Origin of the sequence: Alcanivorax sp. REN37 (genome assembly GCF_041102775.1) — a bacterium.
In the GTDB taxonomy this organism is placed as follows: Bacteria; Pseudomonadota; Gammaproteobacteria; order Pseudomonadales; family Alcanivoracaceae; genus Isoalcanivorax; species Isoalcanivorax beigongshangi.
Map to the genome: position 1 here is coordinate 2,423,328 of NZ_JBGCUO010000001.1, position 24,632 is coordinate 2,447,959.

Annotated in this window: 16 protein-coding genes; 12 read left to right on the forward strand and 4 right to left on the reverse strand. The window is 66.5% G+C overall.

The genetic code is table 11. The features are described 5' to 3' along the window. The first annotated feature begins 184 nt into the window (after positions 1 to 184). From gatC to AB5I84_RS11045, 7 genes are all read left to right on the forward strand, one after another. Entirely contained in the window at positions 185 to 472 is a 288-nt protein-coding gene (gene gatC, locus AB5I84_RS11015; RefSeq protein ID WP_369455908.1) for an Asp-tRNA(Asn)/Glu-tRNA(Gln) amidotransferase subunit GatC, read from the forward strand. A 45-nt stretch (positions 473 to 517) separates the two neighbouring features. Next, on the forward strand, positions 518 to 1,984 hold the full coding sequence (gene gatA, locus AB5I84_RS11020; protein WP_369455909.1) for an Asp-tRNA(Asn)/Glu-tRNA(Gln) amidotransferase subunit GatA: 1,467 nt from the start codon (positions 518 to 520) through the stop codon (positions 1,982 to 1,984). Further along, complete coding sequence (gene gatB / locus AB5I84_RS11025) at positions 1,981 to 3,426, forward strand: Asp-tRNA(Asn)/Glu-tRNA(Gln) amidotransferase subunit GatB (protein WP_369455910.1); 1,446 nt, start codon at positions 1,981 to 1,983, stop codon at positions 3,424 to 3,426. Before gatA ends, gatB begins: the two co-directional genes overlap by 4 nt. A 76-nt stretch (positions 3,427 to 3,502) precedes the next feature. Continuing rightward, positions 3,503 to 4,318 (forward strand): crotonase/enoyl-CoA hydratase family protein, encoded by an 816-nt coding sequence (locus tag AB5I84_RS11030; protein ID WP_369455911.1) that lies wholly within the window; start codon positions 3,503 to 3,505, stop codon positions 4,316 to 4,318. Between the two features lie 170 nt (positions 4,319 to 4,488). Further along, positions 4,489 to 4,896, forward strand: coding sequence for a hypothetical protein (locus AB5I84_RS11035; protein ID WP_369455912.1), 408 nt, complete (start codon positions 4,489 to 4,491; stop codon positions 4,894 to 4,896). 51 nt (positions 4,897 to 4,947) lie between these two features. Continuing rightward, positions 4,948 to 8,277, forward strand: a complete 3,330-nt coding sequence (gene mscK / locus AB5I84_RS11040) for a mechanosensitive channel MscK (protein WP_369455913.1) — start codon at positions 4,948 to 4,950, stop codon at positions 8,275 to 8,277. Positions 8,278 to 8,331: 54 nt separating this feature from the next. Next, positions 8,332 to 8,667: a DUF7709 family protein gene (locus tag AB5I84_RS11045; RefSeq protein ID WP_369455914.1), complete on the forward strand. Its 336-nt coding sequence runs from the start codon at positions 8,332 to 8,334 to the stop codon at positions 8,665 to 8,667. Positions 8,668 to 8,718: 51 nt separating this feature from the next. Here the strand turns inward: AB5I84_RS11045 and AB5I84_RS11050 are convergent, their stop codons facing one another. From AB5I84_RS11050 to AB5I84_RS11060, 3 genes are read right to left on the reverse strand one after another with little or no spacing between them, the layout of a single operon-like run. Further along, the gene (locus tag AB5I84_RS11050; protein WP_369455915.1) at positions 8,719 to 10,548 is read right to left on the reverse strand and encodes an ABC transporter ATP-binding protein; all 1,830 of its coding nucleotides are present in this window, start codon (positions 10,546 to 10,548) and stop codon (positions 8,719 to 8,721) included. 56 nt (positions 10,549 to 10,604) lie between these two features. Further along, positions 10,605 to 13,004 carry a penicillin-binding protein 1C gene (pbpC, locus tag AB5I84_RS11055; protein ID WP_369455916.1) on the reverse strand — a complete coding sequence of 800 codons (2,400 nt, stop codon included), beginning with the start codon at positions 13,002 to 13,004 and terminating at the stop codon, positions 10,605 to 10,607. Beyond that, a complete protein-coding gene (locus AB5I84_RS11060; RefSeq protein ID WP_369455917.1) occupies positions 13,001 to 18,538 on the reverse strand; it encodes an alpha-2-macroglobulin family protein in 5,538 nt (1,845 codons plus the stop codon). Before AB5I84_RS11060 ends, pbpC begins: the two co-directional genes overlap by 4 nt. A 129-nt stretch (positions 18,539 to 18,667) precedes the next feature. On the opposite strand from AB5I84_RS11060, the gene AB5I84_RS11065 reads away from it, so the two are divergent. The 5 genes from AB5I84_RS11065 (at position 18,668) to AB5I84_RS11085 (ending at position 24,066) form a co-directional block, all read left to right on the forward strand. Continuing rightward, entirely contained in the window at positions 18,668 to 20,551 is a 1,884-nt protein-coding gene (locus AB5I84_RS11065; RefSeq protein WP_369455918.1) for an ATP-binding cassette domain-containing protein, read from the forward strand. A 65-nt stretch (positions 20,552 to 20,616) separates the two neighbouring features. Beyond that, positions 20,617 to 22,071, forward strand: a complete 1,455-nt coding sequence (locus tag AB5I84_RS11070; protein ID WP_369455919.1) for a succinylglutamate desuccinylase/aspartoacylase family protein — start codon at positions 20,617 to 20,619, stop codon at positions 22,069 to 22,071. A gap of 23 nt (positions 22,072 to 22,094) precedes the next feature. After that, positions 22,095 to 22,529, forward strand: coding sequence for a thioredoxin TrxC (trxC, locus tag AB5I84_RS11075; protein ID WP_369455920.1), 435 nt, complete (start codon positions 22,095 to 22,097; stop codon positions 22,527 to 22,529). A gap of 114 nt (positions 22,530 to 22,643) precedes the next feature. Beyond that, positions 22,644 to 23,048: an OsmC family protein gene (locus tag AB5I84_RS11080; RefSeq protein WP_369455921.1), complete on the forward strand. Its 405-nt coding sequence runs from the start codon at positions 22,644 to 22,646 to the stop codon at positions 23,046 to 23,048. Between the two features lie 58 nt (positions 23,049 to 23,106). Then, positions 23,107 to 24,066 (forward strand): pirin family protein, encoded by a 960-nt coding sequence (locus tag AB5I84_RS11085; RefSeq protein ID WP_369455922.1) that lies wholly within the window; start codon positions 23,107 to 23,109, stop codon positions 24,064 to 24,066. A gap of 18 nt (positions 24,067 to 24,084) precedes the next feature. Here AB5I84_RS11085 and AB5I84_RS11090 read toward each other — a convergent pair whose 3' ends face one another. Further along, entirely contained in the window at positions 24,085 to 24,477 is a 393-nt protein-coding gene (locus tag AB5I84_RS11090; protein WP_369455923.1) for a DoxX family protein, read from the reverse strand. Positions 24,478 to 24,632 lie beyond the last annotated feature (155 nt).

Sequence of the window (24,632 nt, forward strand, 5' to 3'; positions counted from 1 at the left end):
GTAAGGCGAGAAGGGAATACCATGGGAAGGTATCAGTGGCGCAACTCTAACAATGGCGTCCGGGATCGGCAAGGCTGGAACCGGCGCGTCACCACGCGCGCCAGTGGCCTCAAAGTGGCCAAATATGGTAGCTTCTTGGCCCCCTTTTCCGGTCTTCCGGACGCGCTTTTTGCAGGAGCAGAACATGTCGCTTGACCCCCAGGCCCTGGCCCGGGTCGCCCATTTGGCGCGACTCGACCTGAGCGCTGATGACCATAACGGGCTCACCGAGCGCCTCAACACCATCCTTGCCATGGTCGACCGGTTGCAGGACGCCGATGTGTCCCATCTGGAACCCATGGCGCACCCGCTGGACGCGGTGCAAACCCTGCGCGCCGACGAGGTTACCGAGCCGGACGTGCGCGCACAGGTGGCCCCGCTGGCCCCGGCCATGGACGACGGTTTGTACCTGGTTCCGCGGGTAATCGAATGACGGGCCCCGCCCGCCGAGCAGATTTCTGAATATAAGGCAGCGCCTGTGACCCTACATCTCCAGACTCTTTCCGAGCTGCGCCGGCAGTTGGACGCCGGCACCATCAGCGCCCGCGAACTGACCGCGCATTTCCTTGACCGCATCGAGCGTTTTGACGGCGAGCTGAACAGCTTTATCACCGTCACCGCCGAGCAAGCGCTGGCCGAAGCCGACGCCGCTGATGCCGCCCTTGCTGCCGGTAACGCTGGCCCGCTGACCGGCCTGCCGCTGGCACACAAGGACCTGTTCTGCACCGACGGCGTGCGCACCAGCTGCGCCTCACGCATGCTCGACAACTTTGCCGCTCCCTACGATGCCGAAGTGGTGGCGCGCCTGCGCCGCGCCGGCATGGTCTGCCTGGGCAAAACCAACATGGACGAGTTCGCCATGGGCTCCTCCAACGAAACCAGCTTCTACGGCCCGGTGAAGAATCCCTGGGACCTGAGCCGGGTACCGGGCGGCTCCTCCGGCGGTTCCGCCGCGGCCGTGGCCGCGGGCTTGGCACCGGTGGCCACCGCCTCCGACACCGGCGGTTCGATCCGCCAGCCGGCGGCGCTGACCGGTCTGACCGGCTTTAAGCCCAGCTACGGCCGGGTCTCGCGCTGGGGCATGGTGGCATTTGCGTCCAGCCTCGATCAGGCCGGCATTCTCGCTCGCAGTGCCGAAGACTGCGCACTGCTGCTCGGCGCCATGGCCGGCCATGATGACCGTGATGCCACCTCGGTGGCGCGGCCGGTGGATGACTACCGCGCTGCACTGAGCACCCCGCTGGCGGGTCTGCGCGTGGGCGTCCCAGAGGAGTTCTTCCCGGCCCAGCTCGATGCCGGCATTGCCGAGGTCACCCGCGCGGCACTGGCGCAGCTGGAACAGCTTGGCGCCACGTTGGTACCGGTACGGCTGCCCAGCATCGACCTGTCGGTGGCGGCCTACTATGTGATCGCGCCGGCGGAAGCGTCCTCCAACCTGGCCCGCTTTGACGGCGTGCGCTACGGCTACCGCTGCGACAACCCGCGCGACATCGAAGACCTGTTCAAACGCAGCCGCTCAGAAGCCTTCGGGGATGAGGTGAAACGCCGCATCCTGGTCGGCACCTATGCGCTCTCCCATGGCTACTACGACGCCTATTACCTGCAGGCCCAGCGCGTACGGCGCCAAATCGCCAACGAGTTCAACGCGGCGCTGGCCGAGGTCGATGTGCTGGTCGGCCCCACCACCCCGGACGTGGCGTTCCCGCTCGGCGCGCGCACTGACGACCCGGTGACGCTGTACATGGCGGACATGTTCACCATCGGCGCCAACCTGGCCGGGCTGCCGGCACTGTCGATGCCGGCTGGTCTGCATCAGGGCCTGCCAGTGGGAGTACAAGTAATCGGCCGGCCGTTCGAAGAAGGCCGCATTCTCAACCTGGCGCACCAGTTCCAGCAGGCCACCGAGTGGCATCAACTGCGCCCTGGCTTCGGAGGTGAAGCATGAGCTGGGAAGCCGTGATCGGGTTGGAAGTGCACGTGCAGCTGTCCACCCGCACCAAGATTTTCTCAGGCTCCGCCACCGAATTTGGTGCCGAGCCCAACCGCCACGCTAGCCTGATCGACTTGGCCATGCCCGGCACGTTGCCGGTGGCGAACCTGGAAGCGATCCGCAAGGCGGCGCTGTTTGGCCTTGCCATCAATGCTGAGGTGGCGCGCCGCTCGGTGTTCGAGCGCAAAAACTACTTCTACCCGGACCTGCCCAAGGGCTACCAGACCACCCAGCTGGCAGCCCCGATCGTCGGTCCCGGCGTGATCGACGTGCAGCTGGAAGACGGTAGCCGCAAAGCCATCCGCATTCACCACGCGCACTTGGAAGAAGACGCCGGCAAGTCGGTGCATGAAGGCTTCCATGGGCAGTCTGGCATCGACCTCAACCGCGCCGGCACCCCGCTGATCGAAGTGGTCACCGAGCCCGATATGCGCAACGCCGAGGAAGCGGTGGCGTTCGCGCGCAAGCTGCATGCCATCGTCACTGCCATCGGTATCTGTGACGGCCACATGGCGCAGGGTTCGATGCGCTTTGACGTCAACGTGTCGGTGCGCAAGCGCGGCAGCGAGGTGCTCGGCACCCGCACTGAAACCAAGAACCTGAACTCGTTCAAGTTCATGGAAGCAGCCATCAACCAAGAAATCGCGCGCCAGATCGACGTGCTCGAAGACGGCGGCACCATTGTTCAGGAAACCCGCCTCTACAACGGCGACACTCACAGCGCGCGCAGCATGCGCACCAAGGAAGACGCTAACGATTACCGCTACTTCCCGTGCCCGGACCTGCCGCCGGTGGTGCTCAGCGAGGCTGATCTGGACGCCCTGCGTGCCAGCCTGCCGGAACTGCCGGACGCCCGGGAGGCGCGTTTCGTCGCCGATTACGGTCTGTCTGCCTACGACGCCGGTATCCTGGCCGGCGACCGCCTGGTGGCGGACTACTTCGAAGCGGTAGCCACCGACAGCGGTGATGCCAAGCTGGCGGCCAACTGGGTGATCGGCGACATCGCCGCCTTGCTCAACGCCCGCGAGCTGACCATCGACGCTTGCCCGGTCAGCGCCGCCCAGCTGGCGCAGATGATCCAGCGCCTGAAGGACGGCACCATTTCCTCAAAAATCGCCAAACAGGTATTTGAGGCCATGGCCGACGGTGAAGGCAGCGCCGATGACATCATCACGGCACGCGGCCTCAAGCAGGTGTCGGACAGCGGCGCACTGGCGGCAGTGGTGGCGGAAATCCTCGCGGCCAATCCGGAGCAAGTGGCCAACTACCGCGCCGCCGATGACGGCAAACGCAAGAAAATGTTCGGGTTCTTTGTCGGCCAAGCAATGAAACAAACGCAGGGCAAAGCCAACCCGCAACAACTGAACGCTCTGATACAAGAGCAACTGGACAGCTGATGCTGCCGATTACGCCGCCTGCGGGCGGCGTTTTATCATCCGTTGCGGGGCTGCCCCGCTGAGCCGAGGAGGCCCCATGTCAGAGATCCTTTACCGCGAACGCGTGCGCGTACGCCGCGACGAGCGCGGCGTCGCCTATGTCACCCTGGCGCGCCCAGACAAGTACAACGCCATCGACCTGGACATGCTGCATGCACTGACCGAGGCCGCCAAGGCGCTGCGCAAGGACCGCACACTGCGCGCCGTAATCTTCTCCGGCGAAGGCAAATCGTTCTGCGCCGGACTCGACTTCGGCAAGGTGCTGAAAACCCCGGCCGGCATCCTGCGCGCGTTTATTCCCGGCCTGCGCGCCACCAACGTGTTCCAACGCGCCTGCTGGGCCTACCGCGAACTGCCGGTGCCAGTGATTAACGTCAGCCACGGCCACTGCTTCGGCGGCGGCATGCAGATGGCGCTGGCCGCCGACTTCCGCTTCACCACCCCGGACTGCCAGCTGTCGGTGCTGGAAGTGAAATGGGGTCTGATTCCGGACATGAGCGGCAGCATGGGTCTGCGCAACCAAGTCGGCCTCGACATGGCCAAACTGCTGACCATGACCGGCCGCGTGCTGAGCGGCAACGACGCCAAGGCCATTGGCTTGGTGACCGAGGTGGCAGACGACCCGATGGCGGCCGCTGAGGCACTGGTGGACGAACTGCTGGTGCGCTCTCCGGACGCGCTGGCCGGCGCCAAGCAGCTGTTTGCCACCGCTTGGCAAAGCAGCGAGGAAGTGGCCTTTTCCGCCGAACGCCGCATCCAGGCGCGCATCCTGATGGCACCCAACCAGCGCCGGGCGCTGAAAGCAGCCACCAACAAAGAAACCCCGCAATTCCTGCCGCGCCGCCTGCGCTAAACCGTCATGGCCCCAGCCTCGACAGCGGCCGGGGCCGTGATTGCGTACCGCCGCGCCAACACGGCGATGTTGCCTTTCTTTACACACCCTGCCGGGTCACCACCGTACCCTGTGCCTGAATCGCACCGGGCCCTTCACCGGTGCCCGTGCAACCGGACAGGATGTGGCCGATGACTGTGGTACGACTGCTGCTGATTGCCTTGCTGGCCTGGGCCCCGTTGGCTCAAGCAGGCGGGAGCAGCGCGCTAGTGCCGCAAACTGCAGTCAGCTCCGAACCGCCACCAGAAGTAGCCGCCGGGGCCCACACCTCGATTCCCAATGTGCCGGTGCAGAATCACCGCCAGGCCCTACCAAGCAGCTTCCGCCTGAATCCGGACAGCGGCCAGCCACCGTCCGACCCTTACCTGTCAGTGCTGATCTTCCTGCTGGTGATCCAATGCAGTTACTGGATGCTGCGCTTCTACCCCCAATTGCGGCGCTTTTTCCGCTCGCTGCTGTCTCGCTCGCGGCGCAGTCCGCTGGTACGCCGCCACAGCGACAAACGCCGCCCTGCTGCACTGCCGACGCCGCCGCGTTAAGGTAGCCGTCCTGCTTGTTATTTGCGTTCACCGGTTGTCTGCGGAGGCCCCATGCCGGTACTGCCGAGCTTTGCTTGTTTGACTGCGCCGTGGCGCGCACTGCTGGTGCTGGCGCTGGTTGCCGCTGCCCTGCCCGCGCTTGCCGCCACCACTAACCTGCCCACCGAACGCAGCCTGCAACGGCAGCTCGACCAGCTGCCGGCCCGCTCCTTGCCGGCGCCACAGGCGGACGCCGCCAAGCAGGAGATGGAAAGCGCGCTGGCTCTGCGTCAGGAGCTCACCCAACTGACTACCCAGCTGCGCAATCTCAGCGAGCGCGAAGCGGCGCTGCCGCGCCAGATGCACGAGGTATCCAACCAGTTGGAGCAGCCGGTGGATCTGGCGCAGGAAGGACTGCTAGCGCAGCTGGCATCGCTTAACAGCAGCCAACTCACCGCGCGCCTGCTCGACAACCTGCAGCAGCAGGAGGCGCTGCAGGAACAGCTGGCGGAGGTCACCAATACCGTCACCCAAGGGCAGGTGCTGCCGGACCGCGCCCAGCGCCGCATCAGCGAACTGCTCACCCAGCAGGAAAGTCTGCGCAGCGAATTGATGCGACGCAGCGTCGATGACAGCGGCGACCAAGATGAAGCGGTGCAACGGCTGCGACTGGCGGTGGCGGTCACCGCTGCGCAGTTGGATCTGGAACAGAAGCAGCTGGAAAGCAACGCCGACATGCTCGATTTCGCCACCCAGCAGCGCCGCCTACTGGAGCGCAACAGCCAAGTGCTGGTGGCGCGCATGGGTCACATCCAGCAGCAACTGGACCAACGCCGGGAACAGGACACCCGCGAGGCGATTGAACGCGCCACCGCCCAAGTGAAGGCGCTGCCCGACAACGCGGTGCTGAACGAAGCCCTGCAGCAGAATCAGCACTATGCCGAGCGTTTGATGGGCGTCAGTCGCGACATCAGTCAGTTGCTGCAACTGAACCTGACGCTGCGCCAACGGCTCGACCAAGCGCGCCAGCTGGAACGTTCTCTGAACGAGCAAGTGCGCTCACTGCAAGGCAGCCTGTTGCTATCGCGGTTGCTGTACCAGCAGCAACGGTTGCTGCCGCAACCGGACCCGTCGCTGCAACAGCCGCTCGACATCACCGCCCTGCGTCAGGAGCAATTTGATCTGTCCCAGGCCCGTGAGGCGCTGCTGAGCGCCCCCGATGAAGCGGCACGCAAGCTGGCGCGCCACCCGGAGCTGGATACCCCGGAAGTGCGAGAAGCGCTGGTCAGCTTGCTGCGCGCACGCCGCAGCCTGCTTGAACAATTGGGCCCGGAAGTGGCGCGGCTGCTGAGTTTGGCGCTGAGCAGCGACAGCGCCTACCGGCAGTTAGTGACCGCCAGCGAAACCACCCGCAGCACCATCCAGGAACACCTGCTGTGGATGCCCAGTGCGCGGCCGCTAACGCTGACGGCACTGCGTGATATGCCCGGCCAAGTGATCCAGCAACTGCAAGGCCTGCGCGATGCGCGCACTTGGTCGGCGGTACTGACGACACTGGTGGAGAAAACCCCGGCCGTGGTCTTGAGCGTGCTGCTGGCACTGGCGTTGGCCGCGTTCCGGCCGCGTTACCGGCGGCGGCTGGAGGACATCAACAAGCGCGTCGGCATTCTGCGCCGCGATGCCCAGCGCCACACGCCGGAAGCCTTGCTGCTGAGCGGCTTGCTGGCTGCACCGGTGCCGCTGCTGCTGGCCCTGCTGGGGCTGCTGCTGCGCTATGACGAACTGGCCGACGTACAACTGGTCGGCGTCACCCTGCAGAAGCTGGCGCTACTGTGGCTGGTAGTGGCGCTGGCCCGTCAACTGCTGGCGCCACTGCAAGTGGCAGAAAAACACTTCCGCTGGCCGGCGGAGTCGACCCCGGCACTGCGTCGGCTGGTCAGCCTCGGCGGCCTGCTGCTGGCGCCGCTGTTGGTGCTGGTGGCGGTGGCCGAGCGGTTGCCGGAAATGCTGTCAGAAAACGGTTTCGGCCTGCTGCTGGTGCTGGTGTGCGCACCGCTGGTGAGCCTGCTTGGCTGGCAGGTGGCGCGTGACCTGCAAGGTGAGTCCGAACGGCGCCCGGTGCGGCGCTGGATCCTCACCGTGCTGTTGTTAACGCCGTTAGCGTTGGCGCTGGTGGCGGCGCTCGGCTACTACTACACCGCGCTGCGGCTATTCGGGCTCACCATCGACACTTTCTACCTGCTGATGCTGTGGCTGCTGGTCAGCGCCAGCGCCCGCCGCAGTCTGGTGCTGGCCGCCCGGCGGCTGGCCTACCAGCGGGCGCTGGCGCGGCGCGAAGAACTGCGCGCCCAGCGCGCGCAAAGCGATGACAGCGGCGAGCTGATCGAGGTGGTGGAGGAACCGCCGCTGGACATGGCCAAGGTCAACGCCCAGTCGCTGCGACTATCGCGGCTGGCGATCGGCGCGCTGTTCGCGGTGGCGATCTACTGGTTGTGGGCCGACATCATTGGCGCCTTCTCCTACTTCAACCAGATCACCCTGTGGCAGCAGCCGCAGGACGGTGGCGCGGCGGTGAACACCTCGCTGGGGGATGTGTTCACCGGGCTGCTGATCGTGGTGCTGACGCTGGTGCTGGCGCGCAACCTGCCGGGGTTACTGGAGGTCATGGTGCTGTCGCGGCTGCGGCTGCGCCAAGGCAGCGGCTATGCCGTCACTGCCCTGCTCACCTATCTGATCGTCGGCACCGGCGCGGTGCTGACGCTGTCGGCGCTGGGCATTTCGTGGGCCAAGCTGCAATGGCTGGTGGCGGCGTTGGGCGTCGGTCTCGGCTTCGGTTTGCAGGAGATTTTCGCCAACTTTATCTCCGGCCTGATCCTGTTGTTCGAACAGCCGATCCGCATCGGTGACACCATCACCGTCAACGGCCAAACCGGCACCGTCACCCGCATCCGCATCCGCGCCACCACCGTGCGCGACGCCGACCGCAAGGAAGTGATCATCCCCAACAAGTCGTTCATCACCGGCCAACTGGTGAACTGGTCACTGACCGACAGCGTCACCCGCATCGTGATCGGCATCGGCTTTGCCTACGGCTCGGATCTCGAACTGGCGCGTAAGGTGCTGCTGAAAGCCGCCAGCAGTAACGCACGCGTGATGAAAGACCCGGCGCCGGTGGCGTTGTTCACCGCATTCGGCGCCAGCACTCTTGATCACGAGCTGCGTTTCTTCGTCAAGGAGTTGGGCGATCGCACCCCGGCGTTGGATGAGATCAACCGCCGCATCGATCTACTGGCGCAGGAGGCTGGACTCGACATCGCCTTCAACCAGTTGGATGTGATTCTGAAAAACAGTGCCGGCGACGAAATCGCGCTGCGCGGCACACCGCCGGCCCCGGCACCTTGACCCGTGGCACCGGCGCACCCCCGCGGTGCCGCCGGTGTCCGATTGGAGCACAGCATGACCGACGACCCGCTCAACACCGATGCGCTCGGCCAGCTCAACCGCCGCATTGTGGCGGACGGCGAAACGCTGCCGGCGGTGACCCTGCGCGACGGCAGCCGGGTACAGACCGGCACCGTAGCCGCCATGCTGCAGCACATTGATGCGTGGAACCGAGGCGAACGGGAGGGCGTGGAGCAAGCGCTGGCGCTGGCAATCCCGACGCTGTTCAAGGTCGGGCTGTTCGACCTGTTCGCTCCGGAAGAATGGATTGCCGGCGACAATCCCGGCCGCCGCAAGCTGGGCGAGCTGGCGCTGCAGTGGCACCGCGATCAAGGTGACGGCGAGCACTGACGCCAACGTTCAGGCCTGCCCCTACGAGGGCGCCGGCGGAGCCAGCGGCGCTCACTCGCCGATGAAACCACCGGATTGGCGCTGCCACAGGCTGGCATAGAGGCCGCCGCGCGCCACCAGCTCGGCGTGGGTACCCTGTTCCACAATGCGGCCTTGGTCCATCACCACCAGACGGTCCATGGCGGCGATGGTGGACAGCCGGTGGGCAATGGCGATCACGGTCTTGCCTTCCATCAGCGCGTACAGGTTTTCCTGAATCGCTTCTTCGACCTCGGAATCCAATGCCGAGGTGGCCTCGTCCAGCACCAGAATCGGTGCGTCCTTGAGGATCACCCGCGCGATCGCCACCCGCTGGCGCTGGCCGCCGGACAGCTTCACGCCACGTTCACCAACATGGGCATCCAGCCCCTGGCGGCCGTGGTTGTCACACAGCGCCGGGATGAACTCCCACGCGTGGGCGCGCTTGGCGGCGTCAATCACCTGCTGATCGTCCGTCTGCGGATGCCCGTAACTGATGTTTTCACGCACCGAGCGGTGCAGCAGCGACGTGTCCTGGGTGACCATGCCGATCGCCGCCCGCAGTGAATCTTGGGTGACAGTGGCAATATCTTGGCCGTCCAGGCAGATCTGGCCGCGTTCCAATTCGTGGAAGCGCAACAGCAAGCTCACCAGCGTCGACTTGCCGGCGCCAGAACGGCCGACAATGCCGACCTTTTCACCGGCGGCAATCTGCAGGTCAAGACCGTCGAACAGCTGCGTGGCCGCGCCGTCATAGCGGAACCGCAGCTGGCGGAAATCGATGGCGCCACGGGTCAACGCCAAGGTCGGCGCACTCGGCTGGTCTTCAATGCGGCGCGGCTGGGTGAGGGTTTTCATGCCGTCCTGCACGGTGCCGATGTTCTCGAACAGCGCCGCCACTTCCCACATCACCCACTGCGACATATTCCAGATCCGCAGCACCAGACCCACCGCCACTGCCACCGCACCGACAGTCACCGCGCCCTGCTGCCACAGCCACAGCGACAGGCCGCCGATGCCCACCAACAGCAGCGCATTGAGGCCATACAGTGCCCCTTCCAGCCAGGTCACCAAGCGCATCTGCGGGTACACGGTGTCCATGAACTGACCCATGCCATCACGGGCGTAATCGGCCTCGCGCTGGGCATGGGAAAACAGTTTCACAGTCTGGATATTGGTGTAGCTATCGACGATGCGGCCGGTCATCACCGAGCGCGCATCGGCTTGGCGGGCGGCGATGCGGCCCATGCGCGGCACAAACACCCGCAGGAACATCAGATAGCCCAGCAGCCAAACCAGCAGCGGCAGCGCCAGCCGAGTGTCAGCCTGGGCCACGATCAGCACGGTGCCGACAAAATAAACGCAGACGTAGTTCACCAGCCCGATCAGTTTGATCAGTGTTTCGCGCACCGCCAACGCCGTTTGCAGCACCTTGGTGGCCAGCCGGCCGGCAAATTCGTCTTGGTAGAAATGCATCGATTGGCTGAGCAGATAACGGTGCGCCTGCCAGCGGATACGCATCGGCAGGTTGCCCATCAGCACCTGACTCTGCACCAAGCCGTGCAGGATCACGGTGGCCGGCAGCAGCACCAGCACCACGCCGGCCATCACCAGCAGCTGCTGACTCTCGCGGGCAAAGAAACCCTCCGCCGGCTGCGCCGACAGCCAATCGACGATGTGGCCGAGGAAGTCGAACAGCTTCACTTCGATCAGCGCGGTGACCGCCATCAGCATCGCCGCCAGCAGCAACCAACCCCAAGCACCACGGGCGTAGTAGCGGCAGAACGCCACCAGCGTAGCCGGCGGCGCCTCCACCGGTAGCTCAGGGAAGGGATCAAGACGGCGTTCAAACCAGCGAAACATCGGGCACCTTGCAGGCAATGGGCCGTCGCGGACAACGGCAGCGGGAGCCGGTCATTCTACCGCGCTGCCGGGCCACCGCCAGCGTCCTGTCCACCGAGCTGCGGCACCCGCGTCTCGATGGCCGCCTGCGGCATGCGCTCGCGCGCCAGCGCTTTCACCCATTGCTCCACCGCACGCCCATGCTGGTCCACCAGCCGGATGCGGTGCCAACCCGGCTCTAGCCGCAGCGCCATGTCATGGAACACCCGCGTTTCGCCCTGGTAGCGGCGATCCAGATGCCATTGCAGCCGTGCCTGCGGATCGCGGTGCACGGCGCGAAACAACACCGCGCCGAGGCGGCCATCCAGCTCCACCGGCAGCAACACCCGGGTGCCATCCTGCGGATACACCAGCGCCATCGGCTGCTCATCGGTGTACTCCGCCAACCCGGCCAGACAGTCGGCCCGCCAAGCGGGAATCCGGCGTCCACTGTGCTGGCGGCGCCAGTAATGTTCCTGCACCGGCGGCAGCTGGAAATACGCCTCGGTGATCATGTTGAGCGGGTTTTCACAGCCGGCATGCACACGCGCACCGGCGGCATCACGGTGCACGCGCACATGGTGCGGCGACACCTGCTGATAGTGGCTGCCGCGCGGCGCCCAATCGGTGCTGCGCTCACACAGGCCGTCCGACAGGAAACCGTCATCGCGGCATACCTCCACCGCCATCAGCGCCGCTGCCGGCCGCGCTGGCCAGGCGGCACGACCGAGGGCGGCGAACACATCCAGCATCACCGGGCCGGCGGTAGCAGTGCCGGCCAGCGTCGCCACGCCCTGCCCTTCGGCATTGCCGGCCCACACCCCCACCGTGTAGCGGCCGTTACTGCCAATTGCCCAAGCATCGCGCAGGCCAAAACTGGTGCCGGTTTTCCAAGCAATCGGCTGGCTGGAACTGAACCGCCGCCAGCGCATGTCATCACCCGGGCGCACCACTTCCAGCAATGCTTCCAGCGTCAGCCAAGCCGCGCCCTGTGACAGCCGCGCTGGCAGCGGTGACGGCACCTCATCCTGCAACAGACGCGGACGGCGATAATCGCCCTGCTCGCCATCACGGGCGGCCACCATCAGCTGGCTGTAGACGGTCACCAGGTCCCACAGCGTTGATTCGCTGCCGCCGAGGATCAGCGCTAACCCGTACTCCCCCGCCGGCCGGAACAGATCGGTGAGCCCCAGCTCGCGCAGTCGGCGGTGGAACGGCTCCACCCCGTGCTGGCGCAGCAGGCGCACGAAGGGCACGTTGAGCGAGCGCGCCAGCGCCTCGTTGGCGCGCACCGCGCCACGGAAATCACGGTCGTAATTCATCGGGCTATAGCCGGCGAAATGGGTCGGCACGTCGGCCACCAACTGCCCCGGCAGCAGCTCGCCTTGATCCAACATCAACCCGTACAGCAACGGTTTCAGCAGGCTGCCATTGCTGCGCGGGCGCTGAATCACATCAAGCATGCCGCCGGCCCGTTGGCGGTCGGCGCCGTCGTGGTTGCCGACATAGGCCACCACCTCGCCGAGCTGGTGATCCACCACCAGTACCGCCAGATCCTGGATGCCCTCGCCCATCAAACGCCCGCCATGCTCGGCGGCCAGCTGGCTGATGCGACGCTGCAGCGGCAGCGCCAAGGTGCTGTGGTAGAGCGGCTGCGGCTGCTGCTGTTGCAGCGTGAACAGCAGATGTTCCCCCCAACGCGGCAGCGGCTGCGGCGCCTGCGGCAACGGTTCCGCCAGCGCCACTGCCAAATCCAGATCGGTCAGCACGCCGCGCTGGTGCAGCGTCTGCAACAACGCATCACGACGCGCCGCCAGCGCGTCACGGCGGCGGCCGGGGTGGATCAATGCCGGGCTGTTGGGCAGCACCGCCAGGGTAGCGGCTTCAGCCCAGCTCAACTGCTGCGGCGGACGATCGTAATAGCGCCACGCCGCCGCATTGAGGCCGACCACATTGCCGCCAAACGGGGCGTGGCTGGCATACAGCGCCAACAGTTCGGCCTTGCTGTAACGCAACTCCAACCGCAGCGCCAACCAAGCTTCGATGATCTTGTTGGTGAGCGTGCGCGGCCGCTGGCCATGCACCTGCCGCGCCAATTGCATGGTGAGGGTGCTGGCGCCGCTGACCACGCGCCGCTGGCTGAGGTTGTCGCGCAGCGCACGCGCCAGCGCCAGCGGATCAATGCCGGGATGGACGAAGAAACGCTGGTCCTCGAACGTCACCAGCGCCGTGGCAAAGCGCTCCGGCACTTCCGCCAGCGGCGCAAAGCGCCACTGGCCATCAGCGGCGATGGTGGCCGCCAGCAGGTGTCCGTCACGATCGAGCAAGGCGCGCGCATAGGGCGGCGCCAGCAGCGGTTGGGGCAGCGGCCACGCCAGCGCCAGCACCGCCGCACCCAGCAGCAGTGCCGGCGTCAGCCAGCGCCAGCTTCGGCTCACCGCGCCTCCACGGTCACCCAGCGGCCGGCGGTGGTGCCACGCACTTTGCCGTCATACATGTTCTCCACCTGCCAGCCCGGCAGGTAGAAGCGGCCGGCGAAGGAGGCGTTGAGCGACACCGTGAAGCGGCGGCTGGCGCCCGGCTCGAGGCTGAAGTAGCTGTATACGCGGTCGTCGCGGATGTCCTGGTAATCCAGTTCCTCGCTCAACTCGGCGTCGGTGCGCTGCTCTGGATTCACCTGCCAACCGCTGGGCAGCAACTGACTCAGCGCCACCTGATCCTGGCGGCGCTGGGTGAGGTTGGTGACTGTCACCCGCGCCAGCACATCGGTGCCCTGCGCCAGCGTCGCCACGTTCAATGGCTGGCCGTCGCGACCCTCGAACGCCACTTTCAGTTGCAGCCCTTCTGCCAGCACCGGTTCATGGCCGGCGGCCGGGGTGCCGCGATTGCTGAGCACCACATAGAGGCGCCCCTCACTGCGGTTTTCCACCGTCACCGGCCCGGCACGGGCGGCCAGCGGCTGACGCACCAAAGCGGCGTCGCTGGTCAGCAGCTGCGCCGGCTGATCACCCTGCTGCCATTGCGCACGCAGCGGCGCAGCGTCTTGGGTGTGGTAATAGGCGGCCATGGCGTACAGCGACCACGCCAGCGTCTGGGTGCTGTGCCACTGGTCGGCGGACAGGCCATCGGCAACCCGGTCTGCCAGCTGGTCGGCATCGCGGTGACGGCCCAGTCCCATTAGCACCGGCAACATCACCGCCTGATCACGCAGCGGTGAGCCGAAGGTGGCGCCCGGGCGTTGGTAATCCGCCGGCGTCAGGTCGGCGTTCTGTACCAGTTCGCGGGCGGCGTCCTTGAGCCCCTGCGTCAGGTATGCCGCCGCCAGATGCCAACGGGCCATGCCCGTCAGCCCCCGTGCTTCGCGCAGCCGGTTCATGGCACCAGTGTCGGCGGCGCCGGCCAACGCCAGCGTGAACAGCCGATAGGCCTGGGCGTGCAACGCTTCGCTGTCACCGACGACAAAGCTGCGCGCCCGTTGCTGCTGGTAATCGCGCCAGTTGTTCAGCAGCGTAGTCGAGACGTTGAAACCGCGCTGCTGCGCGGCCACCAAGAAGTGGCCGACGTAGGAGCTGGACCAGTCTTCGGCTTGATGACCGCCCGGCCAGTAACTGAAACCGCCATCGCTGAGCTGGTAGCTGCCCAGTCGGTCGATGGCACGCTGCACGTTGGCGGCGGTTTCATCGCGCTGCGCCTCGCTCAGCGGCATCAGCCCCGACAGGTACAGCTGCGGGAAGGCGGTGGAGGTGACCTGCTCAACACAGCCGTGCGGATAGCTGATCAGGTAACCGAGCCGCTCCGCCAGATTCACCGGCGGCAAGCTGCTCAGTTCCAGCTCCGCCATGTTGGTGCCATCCATACCGTGCAGCGCCAGCTGTTGCTGCCAGCGCTCACCCGGGGCCAGCCGCGCATGCCAGGTCACCACCGACGGCGCATTGGGGCTGCGCACCGTGAGGTGGGTGGTTTCCCTCGTGGTCAGCGGGCCGCCGCGCGCGTCCACACACAGCGTGCCCTGGCCGAGCCCTTGGTTCACCGACAGTTGCAGCTGCGCCAGCGCCTCGCCGGGCCGGGCAAAGCTGAGCGTCTGCTGCGGCTGGGTGACGTCGAACAACGCCGAGTCGCTACTCAGTGCCACCTCGACTTCCGACACCGACGCATCTTGCAGGAACACGCTCACCGGCACCGACAGCGTCTCGCCCGGCCCCAGCACCCGCGGCAGTGTGCTCAGCACCGCCAACGGCTCACGCACTACCACTTTTTGGTCGGCGCGGCCGTAGCGGCCGTCGTCAGCGGCCACCACCATCACGCGCACCGCCCCCATGTAGGCCGGCAGGGTCACTTGATGCTCGCGGCTGGCGCCCGGCTCCAAGGTGAAGGCGCCAAGGAATTTCACCACCGGCGGGAACCGGCGGCGGCGCTCGGCCTCCGCATCCATCTCGCCGAGGGCATCACTGCCACCGAGTGCAATCAGCCGTTCCAACTGGCCGGCGTAGGCGCCCACCACTTGGTCGAACAGGTCCCAGGTGCGCACACCGAGTGCTTCACGGCGATAGAAGCGGGCGTGCAGATCCGGGGTCTTGAAGCCGGTCAGGCCCAGCAGCCCTTCATCCACCACCGCCAGGGTGTAGGCCATGGCGCGCCCCTGCTGCTCGGCCACGGTGATGGTGAACGGCTGCTGCGGCCGCACTTCGTCGGCCACCTTCAGCTGCGGCTGCAAGCGAGTATCGGGGTTGTCCACCTGCAATGGCACGATGCCGAACAGCCGCAACGGGCGATCGTTGTCGAGCTGCTGGTGCGGCTGCAATAGCGTCACGCTGACATAGACGTTGGGCGCCATGGCGGCCGTCACCGGCAGCTGGAATTCGGTCTGATCCGGGCCCAGTTCCAGCCAATAATTGCTCAGCACGCGGCTGCCATTTTCAATGCTCACCAGCGCCCGACCACGCTGCGCTTGCGGCAATCGCACGGTGGCGGTGTCACCGACCTGATAGCGCTCTTGGTCGGTGTACAGCGTCAGCCGGCTGGCGCCGTCGCCGCGGTTTTCGTTGGCGCGGCCGGCCCAGCCCGGCCAATCCATGAACAAAATAGTGCCGGTGCAATGGCCGCCTTCGGTATCACAGGCGCGCAGCAGGTAGCGCCCCCATTCCGGGTAGTCGCGGCGCAGCGTCCATTCGCCTTTGCCGTGCTCATCGGTGGCAATGGTGGCGCGCGCCAGCGCGGTGTGGCCGGCACCTTGGGCGTAACGGGCCAGGTCTTCGCCGCCCTGATCCCACCACCAGCGCCAGTCAATTTTAAACAGCGACACTTCCACCGCCTTGCGCGCCAGTGGTTTGCCGTCGGTGTCGAGCGTAAGGACGTCGATACGGTGGTCGGTGTCGGTCAACAGCATGTCGCGGGCGGCATCGCCGGCCGGCCGCCGCAGCCCCACATACGCCGGCCACGGATGGTAGTCGCGTGCCTGGGTATCAATGCTGAATTGGCCGCCGGGCTCGAACACCCGGGTGGTGAGCATGGCGCGCAACATGCCCGGCGCATTCGGCTCGGCCGGCAATTGCAGCGGGAACCGCACTGCGCCGTTTTGGTCCAGCTGGCCTTCGAACACCGTCACCGGCTCGGCGCGGAACCGCCGCACCGGGTCATCGAACAGAAAGTCGCCGTGGGTGGCGAAGCGGGTCGGCTGGGCCAGCAGTTGCGCGTTCACATCGGCGCGGAAGCCGGCCGCCGGCGCACCGCTCAGCCACTGGCTGGCAAGCGTGATCAACTGCGGCATCTGGGCGACCGAGAACACTTCATCGCCGTCACCGAGGCTGACGCTGAGACGGTTGGGCACCACCGTTTCCACGCGCAGGGTACGGGTGAAACTAAGCCCACCGACCTGGGCGCGCACCCGCCAAGTGCCAGTGGGCGCATCTTCTTCGGTGCGCAGCGTGAAGGTGTAGAACGGGCCCACTGGCTGGCTCTGGGTCCGAGTTTGCACCTTGTTGCCGCGCGGGTCGTACAGTTCCAGCGTGGCCGGGTGATCGCTCGGCAGACTGCGGTGACGGTCTTCCAGCACCAGCGTCAGGAAGATGTCATCGCCGGGACGCCACACATCGCGCTCACCATAGAGCATGCCTTTCACGGCCTGATCGAGCGTTTCACCGCCGACATCGAACTGGCTGGTGGACAGCGCACTGGTGCGCGCCAGCCGCAGGTAACCGCGCTGAGCGCCGTCGCTGGCAATGGCATAAAACGGCGTGCCGTCCAGCGTCAGCCCCAACAGCCCCTCACTGTCGCTGGTGCCCTGGCCGATGCGTTGGTGCTGGAAGTTGAACACCTCCACTTTAACGCCGGCGCGCGGACTGCCGCTGCTGAGGGTAGTGGTGGCCAGGTGCATGACCTCATCACGGCCCTGCTTGGCCAGCAGCCCGAGGTCAGATGCCAGCAGGTTGCGGCCCGGTTTATTGCTGCCGGTGCCGTACAGGTAATAAGCCGGCGAGCAGGGATCGTGGCGCTCGCTGTAGGCCACATAACCGTTGTTCTGGTACCAGTAATCGATGCCGTCCCAACCGCTGGTTTCACTGCCTTGCGGGCCATCCCAGTTGCCCAGCGGGCGCTGCGGATCATTGACCGGGCCATCGCCGGCGCAGGCCAACAGCACCTGATCGCGGTCGATGCTGAGTGTCAGTCGGTAGAGCGCCCCCGGCTGCTGCTGCACCAGTTCTGACACATCCAGCAGATAACGCTGCCAGCGGTCCTGCGGCAGTTCATCCAGGGTGATGTCGCGGCGCCACAGCACCCGGCCGACGTTCTCCAGCCATACCTCGCCATCGAGGTTATTTTGCTGCAGGAACTGGCCAAGGTTGTTGCGGAATACTTGGGTGGCGGTGACCGTCACCGCGCGCAGGTTCACCGCTTCGAACGGCACCGTGAGCCGCTCATGTTGCGGCAGCACCACGCCAGTGCCGACAAAGCGCACCGCCGGCGCCAGGCTGACCAGCGTCACGCTCTGCTCCAACCGCTTACCGAGCCGGCTGCCGTCCTCGGCCCGCAGCCCCGGCTCCAGCCGCAGCGTCACCTGGCCGCTGGCAAATTCCGGTGGGAACACGCGCAGTTGGTGGCCATCCACCTGGCTACGCACTTCGTTGTCATTGATGCGCACCAAACCGGCGCGGTTGGCACGCGGATCCAGCCGGCGGCTGAAGCTGACCACCAGCTGCGGCTCGGATTGGGTGCCAACGCGCACGTCAGTGACCTGGAAGCTCTGCTGCGCCGGCACCGAGATGCTGTGCTGGCCGCGTTGGTCCACGCCCACCGTGCGGCCGGCCCAGTCCACCACCAGCGCCCGTGCCTGCGGCGCGCTGGGCACCAAGGTGGAGAAGCTGAAATTGCGCGGGTCGTCCTGCCGCCAGGTCAGCGTCAACGGCTGGCCTTCCAACTGCACTGACACCACCTGTTTGACCGCCTCCTCGCTGCGGCTGTCCACCAAGGTCACGCGACCGGCCAAGCGGTATTGGTCGCCGTCCGGCGCCAGCGGGTCCAGCTGCACATCCAGTTGCTGCGGCAGCGCCACCAGCTCAAACGCGAACGGCTCGGTGACGCCCTCCAGCGCCAGCGCTTGCGGGTGCAGGCTGACCCGGTAACGGGTGTCCGCCGCCAGCGGCGTCAACGGTCGGATGCGCAATTCAGTGTCAGAAATGAAGCTGGCTTCCACCGCCAGCGCCGGCGTCACCGTGACCAGTCCCGGCTGCGGCTGGCCGAGCTGCTGCGCGGTCACCACCGGCCGCTGGAAGCGCACGGTCCAGGTCGATGATGCCGGCACCCACGCGCTGGTGTGGCTGGCCACCCACTGCTGCCACCCCTCCGGCACCGGCAGACTGGCAGGCTGTACCTGCGGCGTTGGCAACGCCCCGGCGGCAGGCGAAGTGGGGTCGTTGCGCTGGTCGCAGCCGGCCAGCAGCACGGCGCTGAGCAGCGCCAGTGTGAGCAGTTTCATCGGGAATCATCCTTGCGCGGGCAATGGCGCCGACAATACCACAGCGCTCAGAATCGCCGCACTGCTGCCGATCACGCATCCTGCTACACTTGCGCGCCCCGTCCACCACCCGACTGTGAGTGCCCCACCATGGCTCTGATGACCCTCCGCCAACTGCAACTCAGCTTCGGTGCCGCACCGCTGCTGGACCAAGTGTCGCTGGCGATCGACAAGGGCGAGCGGCTGTGTCTGGTGGGCCGCAACGGCGCCGGCAAATCGACGCTGATGAAGATCATTGCCGGTGAGATCATTCCCGACGACGGCCATATCGAACGCCAACAAGGGCTGCGTGTGGCGCGGCTGGAGCAGGAGGTGCCCCACGACGCCACCGGCTCGGTGTTCGAGGTGGTGGCCAGCGGCCTCGGTGCCGAAGGCACGCTGCTGTCGCGCTACCAGCAACTGACGCTGGCACTGGAACACGGCGAGGACGTGCTCGACGAATTCCAGCAGGTGCAGCAGGACATCGACCAACGCGGCGCCTGGGATCTGGCGCAACGGGTCGACACTGTGCTGTCACGGCTGACGCTGGACGGCAACCTGCCGTTCGCCGGCCTGTCCGGCGGCATGAAGCGCCGCGTGCTGCTGGCGCGGGCGCTGGTTCAGGCGCCGGATATTCTGCTGCTGGACGAACCCACCAACCACCTCGACATCGACGCCATCCGCTGGCTGGAAGAATTCCTGCTCAGTTTCAACGCCACCTTGGTGTTTATCACCCACGACCGCGCCTTCGTGCGCACGCTGGCCACCCGCATCGTCGAGCTCGATCGCGGCCGTCTGACCAGTTGGCCAGGCGACTATCAGAAGTACCTGGACGGCAAGCAGGCGGCGCTGGAAGCGGAAGAGCGCGCGCAAGCCGAATTCGACAAGAAGCTGGCGCGCGAGGAAGCCTGGATCCGCCAAGGCATCAAGGCCCGCCGCACCCGCAACGAAGGCCGAGTGCGCGCCTTGAAAGCGCTGCGTCAGGAGTACTCCGAGCGCCGCAACCGCCAAGGCACCGCCAGCCTCACCATGCAAGATGCCCAGCGCTCCGGCCGGCTGGTGTTGGAGGCCGAAGGGCTGTCGCACCGTTACGGCGACAGCCAGCTGATCGACGGCCTCGACCTGACGCTGCTGCGCGGTGACCGCATCGGCATCATCGGCGCCAACGGCTGCGGCAAGTCCACGCTGCTGCGTATTCTGCTCGGCCAACTGACGCCGGACGCCGGCACCGTAACGCTCGGCACCCAGCTCGACGTGGCCTACTTCGACCAGTTGCGTGGCAGCCTCGACGAAGAACGCACGGTGCTGGAAAACGTCACCGAAGGCAGCGATATCCTCACCATCAACGGCCAGCCCAAGCATGCCATCGGCTACCTGCAGGAATTCCTGTTCGAGCCGGCACGCGCCCGGCAGCCGGTGAAAGCGTTGTCCGGCGGCGAACGCAACCGGCTGCTGCTGGCCAAGCTGTTCACCCGGCCGTTCAACCTGCTGGTACTGGACGAACCGACTAACGACCTGGACGCCGAGACGCTCGACCTGCTGGAAGAGCAGCTGTTGGCGTTCAACGGCACCCTGCTGCTGGTGAGCCACGACCGGGAATTCATCGACAACGTGGTCACCAGCACGCTGGTGTTCGAACACGGCCAGATCAATCAGTACGTCGGCGGCTACCAAGATTGGCTGCGCCAACGCCCCAGCGCCGCGCCGGCCGCCGCAGCGCCAGCGACGGCAGCACCGCAACCGGCCACCAGCCCAGCCGCCGCGCCGGCCGCCCCGGCGCGCAAGCTGTCCTACGCCGAACGGCTGGAGTTGGAAAAACTGCCGGCCGAAATTGAAACTCTGGAAACCCAGCAACAAGCGCTGCACGCCCGCATGGCCGAGCCGGATTTCTACCAAGACGCCGACCTGGTCAAGGCCACCAACGCCGAATTGGCGACGCTGGAAGCGGCCCTCGCCGAGCGCTATCAGCGCTGGGAGCAACTGGACGGGCAGTAACTGGGGAACACTGGCGCGCGGCAAGGTTCCAAGCGCCCATCGCCCCTGACAGGAGAGCTGTGTCGATGCCCCACCCGCGTCTGTTGCCCTGGTTGTGCCCGCTGCTGTTAAGCCCAGCGCTGGCGTTCGCCACGCCCCCCGCTGCTGACCAAGGCACGCCGGTAGCGGTGGTGGCGCCCGCGGTCGACAACGATGTCATCGCCCCAGAGGCGGCGCCGGCGGGCCCGGTGGCAGTGGCGGCGCCGGTTGATGGCGATCGCGCCGCCCCAGTGGCGACACCGGCCGGCCCCATTATCCCGGTGGCGAATGCCTCCCACGGCGATGCCGCACCCCGCACAACGCCTGCCGCGGATTCCCGCTCGATCGCGGACGCCGGCCTCGGCACCTCCGCCGCCGCTGACCACTCGGGCGCTACCGACAACGCGGCCCCCGACAGCGACGCACCGGCCTCCGTCGGCCCACTGCAGCTGCTTGGTGGCACGATTGCGCCCGGCGAGTTCAACACCCTGCACTGGCACCCGCCGCAGTCGTTCACCTCGATCGCCACCCCGGTGCCGGTGCTGGTGGCGCGCGGCGCCCAACCGGGGCCGACGCTGTGCCTCACCGCCGCCATCCATGGCGACGAGCTGAACGGCATCGAGATGGTGCGGCGGCTGATGTTCGAACTGGAACCGCGCGAGCTGGCCGGCACCGTGATCGGCGTGCCAATCGTGAATTTGGAAGGTTTTCGCCGTGGCGAGCGCTACCTGACCGACCGCCGCGACTTGAATCGCCACTTCCCCGGCACCGAGGACGGCAGCTCCGCCGGGCGCATTGCCTACAGCCTGTTCGACCAGGTGATCCGCCACTGCGATTACCTCGCCGACCTACACACCGGCTCCCAGCGCCGCATCAACCATGCCCAAATCCGTGGCGACCTGCGCCACGAGAACATTGTCGCCTTCGCGCGCCAGTTCGGCGGCATCACCGTGCTGCACGGCAAGGCCGCCAGCGGCACCCTGCGTGACGCTGCGGTGGCCGCCGGCATCCCGGCGGTGACCCTAGAAGCCGGCGGGCCACACCGGCTTGAGGACGATGCGGTGGAGGCCGGCGTGAAAGCGCTGGAAACGCTGCTCGACAACCTCGGCGTGCGCAAAGCCAAACGGCTGTGGCGCACGCCGCAGCCGGTGTTCTATGAGTCGCGCTGGCTGCGTGCCCCGCAGGGCGGCATCCTGCTGTCTAACGTGCGGCTGAACCAAGCGGTGCGCGCCGGCGAAGTGCTCGGCACCGTCACCGACCCGGTCAGCAATACCGGCAGTGCCATCATCGCGCCGTTCGATGGCCGGCTGCTGGGCATGGCGGAGAACCAGGTGGTGCACACCGGCTTTGCCGCCTATCACCTTGGCGTCGAGAAGCGCGTCGAGGACGTACAGGAAGATGCCCGCCGCGAGGAGCAACAAAGCCCGACGCCACCCTCTGACGACGACGGCCCGTCGATGTCCGGCAGTGCGCCGGCGGACGTGGACACCGAAGCCCCCTGACTGCCCCGCTTGAGGATGCTGCCATGAGCGAATCGATGCTGATCACCTGCCCCCATTGCCACCAACGCAACCGGCTGCCGGCCACGCGGCTGGCCGATGGCGGCCGCTGCGGCCAGTGCAAGCAAGCACTGTTCAACGCGCAGCCGGTGGTGCTCAACGCCGGCAACTTTGAGGCCCACCTGCAATCGGATCTGCCGCTGGTGGTGGATTTCTGGGCGCCGTGGTGTGGCCCCTGCCGCCAGTTCGCGCCGGTGTTCGAACAGGCCTGTGCCGCGCTGGAACCCCAAGTGCGGTTGGCGAAGGTCGACACCGAAGCGGAGCCAGCGCTGGCCGGCCGGTTTGCGATCCGCTCGATCCCGACGCTGATCTTGTTCCGCCACGGCCGCGAACAGCAGCGGCTATCCGGCGCGTTGCCGGCGGCGGCGTTCCAGCAATGGGTGCGTGAACAGCTCGGCTGAGCCGCAATTGCAAAAAGCTGCCACCGCGGTGGCCAATGGCCGTGCACCTGTGCAAGGCTGCCAGCACCCCCGGGTGCTTTGCCGCCCGGCCCCCCGACTTGACGGAGACAGGTCATGCGTACCCTCACCCAGGCCCGCGCCCAGCTGGGCAGCACTGCTTACCGCACCGACATCCACAGCGGCCGTTTTACTCTGGTGGCTGACGAGCCGGTCAGCGCCGGCGGCCAGGATGCCGGCCCGGCGCCCTACGATTACATTCTCGCCGGCCTCGCCGCCTGCACGCTGATGACGCTGCGCATGTATGCCGAGCGCAAGGGCTGGGAGCTGGGCCAGTTGGACCTGGACATCAGCCTCGCCAAGGACGCCGACAAGCGCACCCACATCCACCGCAGCCTGCAATGCAGCGCGCCGCTCAGCGACGAACAATGGCAACGACTGCTGGAAATCTGCGCCAAAACACCGGTGACGCTGACGCTGGCGCAAGGCAGCAGCATCACCACCGAACGCCGTAGCGACTGATTCACTACCGTCGCCGGCGGCCTGACCACCGCCGGGCGACGCCACCAGGGAGACCACCATGAGCACCGATCTGGCCATGACCCCGGGCGAGTACGCCCAGTGCCCCAATGCCCCGCGCCAGCATTGCGCCATTCCGCTGGCCGCGCGCCAGTCCATTCTCGGTGAGGGCATGCGCATTCGCCGGCTGCTGCCGCACACGGACAAACGCATGATTGGCGCTTGGTGCTTCTTCGACCACGCCGGCCCAGTGGACGTCAGTGACGGCCCCGGCGTGCGCGTTGGCCCGCATCCGCACACCGGTCTGCAAACCTTCAGCTGGATGGTGGATGGCGAGATCCTGCACCGCGACAGCCTTGGCTACAAACAGCTGCTGACCCAGGGCCAGGTCAATCTGATGACCGCCGGCAAGGGCATTTCCCACTCCGAGGAATCACCGGAAATCAGTGCCCGCTCCGCCACCCTGCAACTGGCGCAGTTCTGGATCGCGCTGCCGGATGACAAGCGCTTCATCGAGCCGGCGTTCGAGCATTACGCCACGCTGCCGAAGTGGGAGCAGGACGGCGCCACCATCACCTTGTTGGTGGGCGATTGGCTGGGACAACAGTCGCCGGTGGCGGTGCACACGCCGCTGCTGGGCGCTGACCTCACCAGCCAAGGAGCGACCACGCTGACGCTGCCGCTGGAGCCGGGCTTTGAGTACGGCATTGCGGTACTGACCGGTTCCGCCCAGGTGGACGAGCACGCGCTGGAACCGGGCACCCTGCTGTACTTGGGCAAGGACCGCAGCGGCTTCACGCTGGAGATCAAGGAGGCCAGCCAGATCATCCTCATCGGCGGCGAACCGTTCGGCGAGGACATCCTGCTGTACTGGAACTTTGTCGCCCGCAACGCCGACGAGGTGCGCGGCTTTATCGAGCAGTGGGAACAAGGTGATCAGTTCGGCACCGTGGTCGGGTTCGAGGGTGCCTCACTGAAAGCGCCGCCGCTGGCTGATAATGTGCGGCTGAAACAGAAGTGATGTTCGACGGGCGCCGGCTCAGGCCAGCGCCCGCTCGCGCGCGGCATCAACGCTGAAACGACCCGGCCCTTGGGCGCCGAGAATCAGCAGCCCGCCGGCGATGGCCAGGTTGTGCATCAGCAGCAGTTCCTGCAGCGGGTCGTCGAGGCCGTGCACTCGCAGTCCCACCATCAGCGACAGCGTCGCCAGCAAAACTGCCGCACGTCGCGTCTGCCACCCGACCCCCAGCGCGATCCCGGCGCCCAACTCCAGCGCGATCACCAATGGTAGCCAGCCAGCCGCCAGCCCGTGCTCTAACAGCCACTGTTGGGTGCTGGCGTAATCGCCGAGGTGATCGAAGCCGGCCAGCACAAACAGCGCCGCCAGCAACACCCGTCCTGCCAACATCAACGCCTGCCTGATCGGTTCCATGGCCGCTCCCGCACACTGCACCGCCGGCACACTACCGGTCGGTTCCGGGAAGCACTCTACGCCGCCGCTGATGACCGAAACAGCGCACGGAACTGTTCCAATTGTTCAAAATTTCTAAATCCTCCCGAGCGGTCGTTCCAGCCCGGTTGGACCTG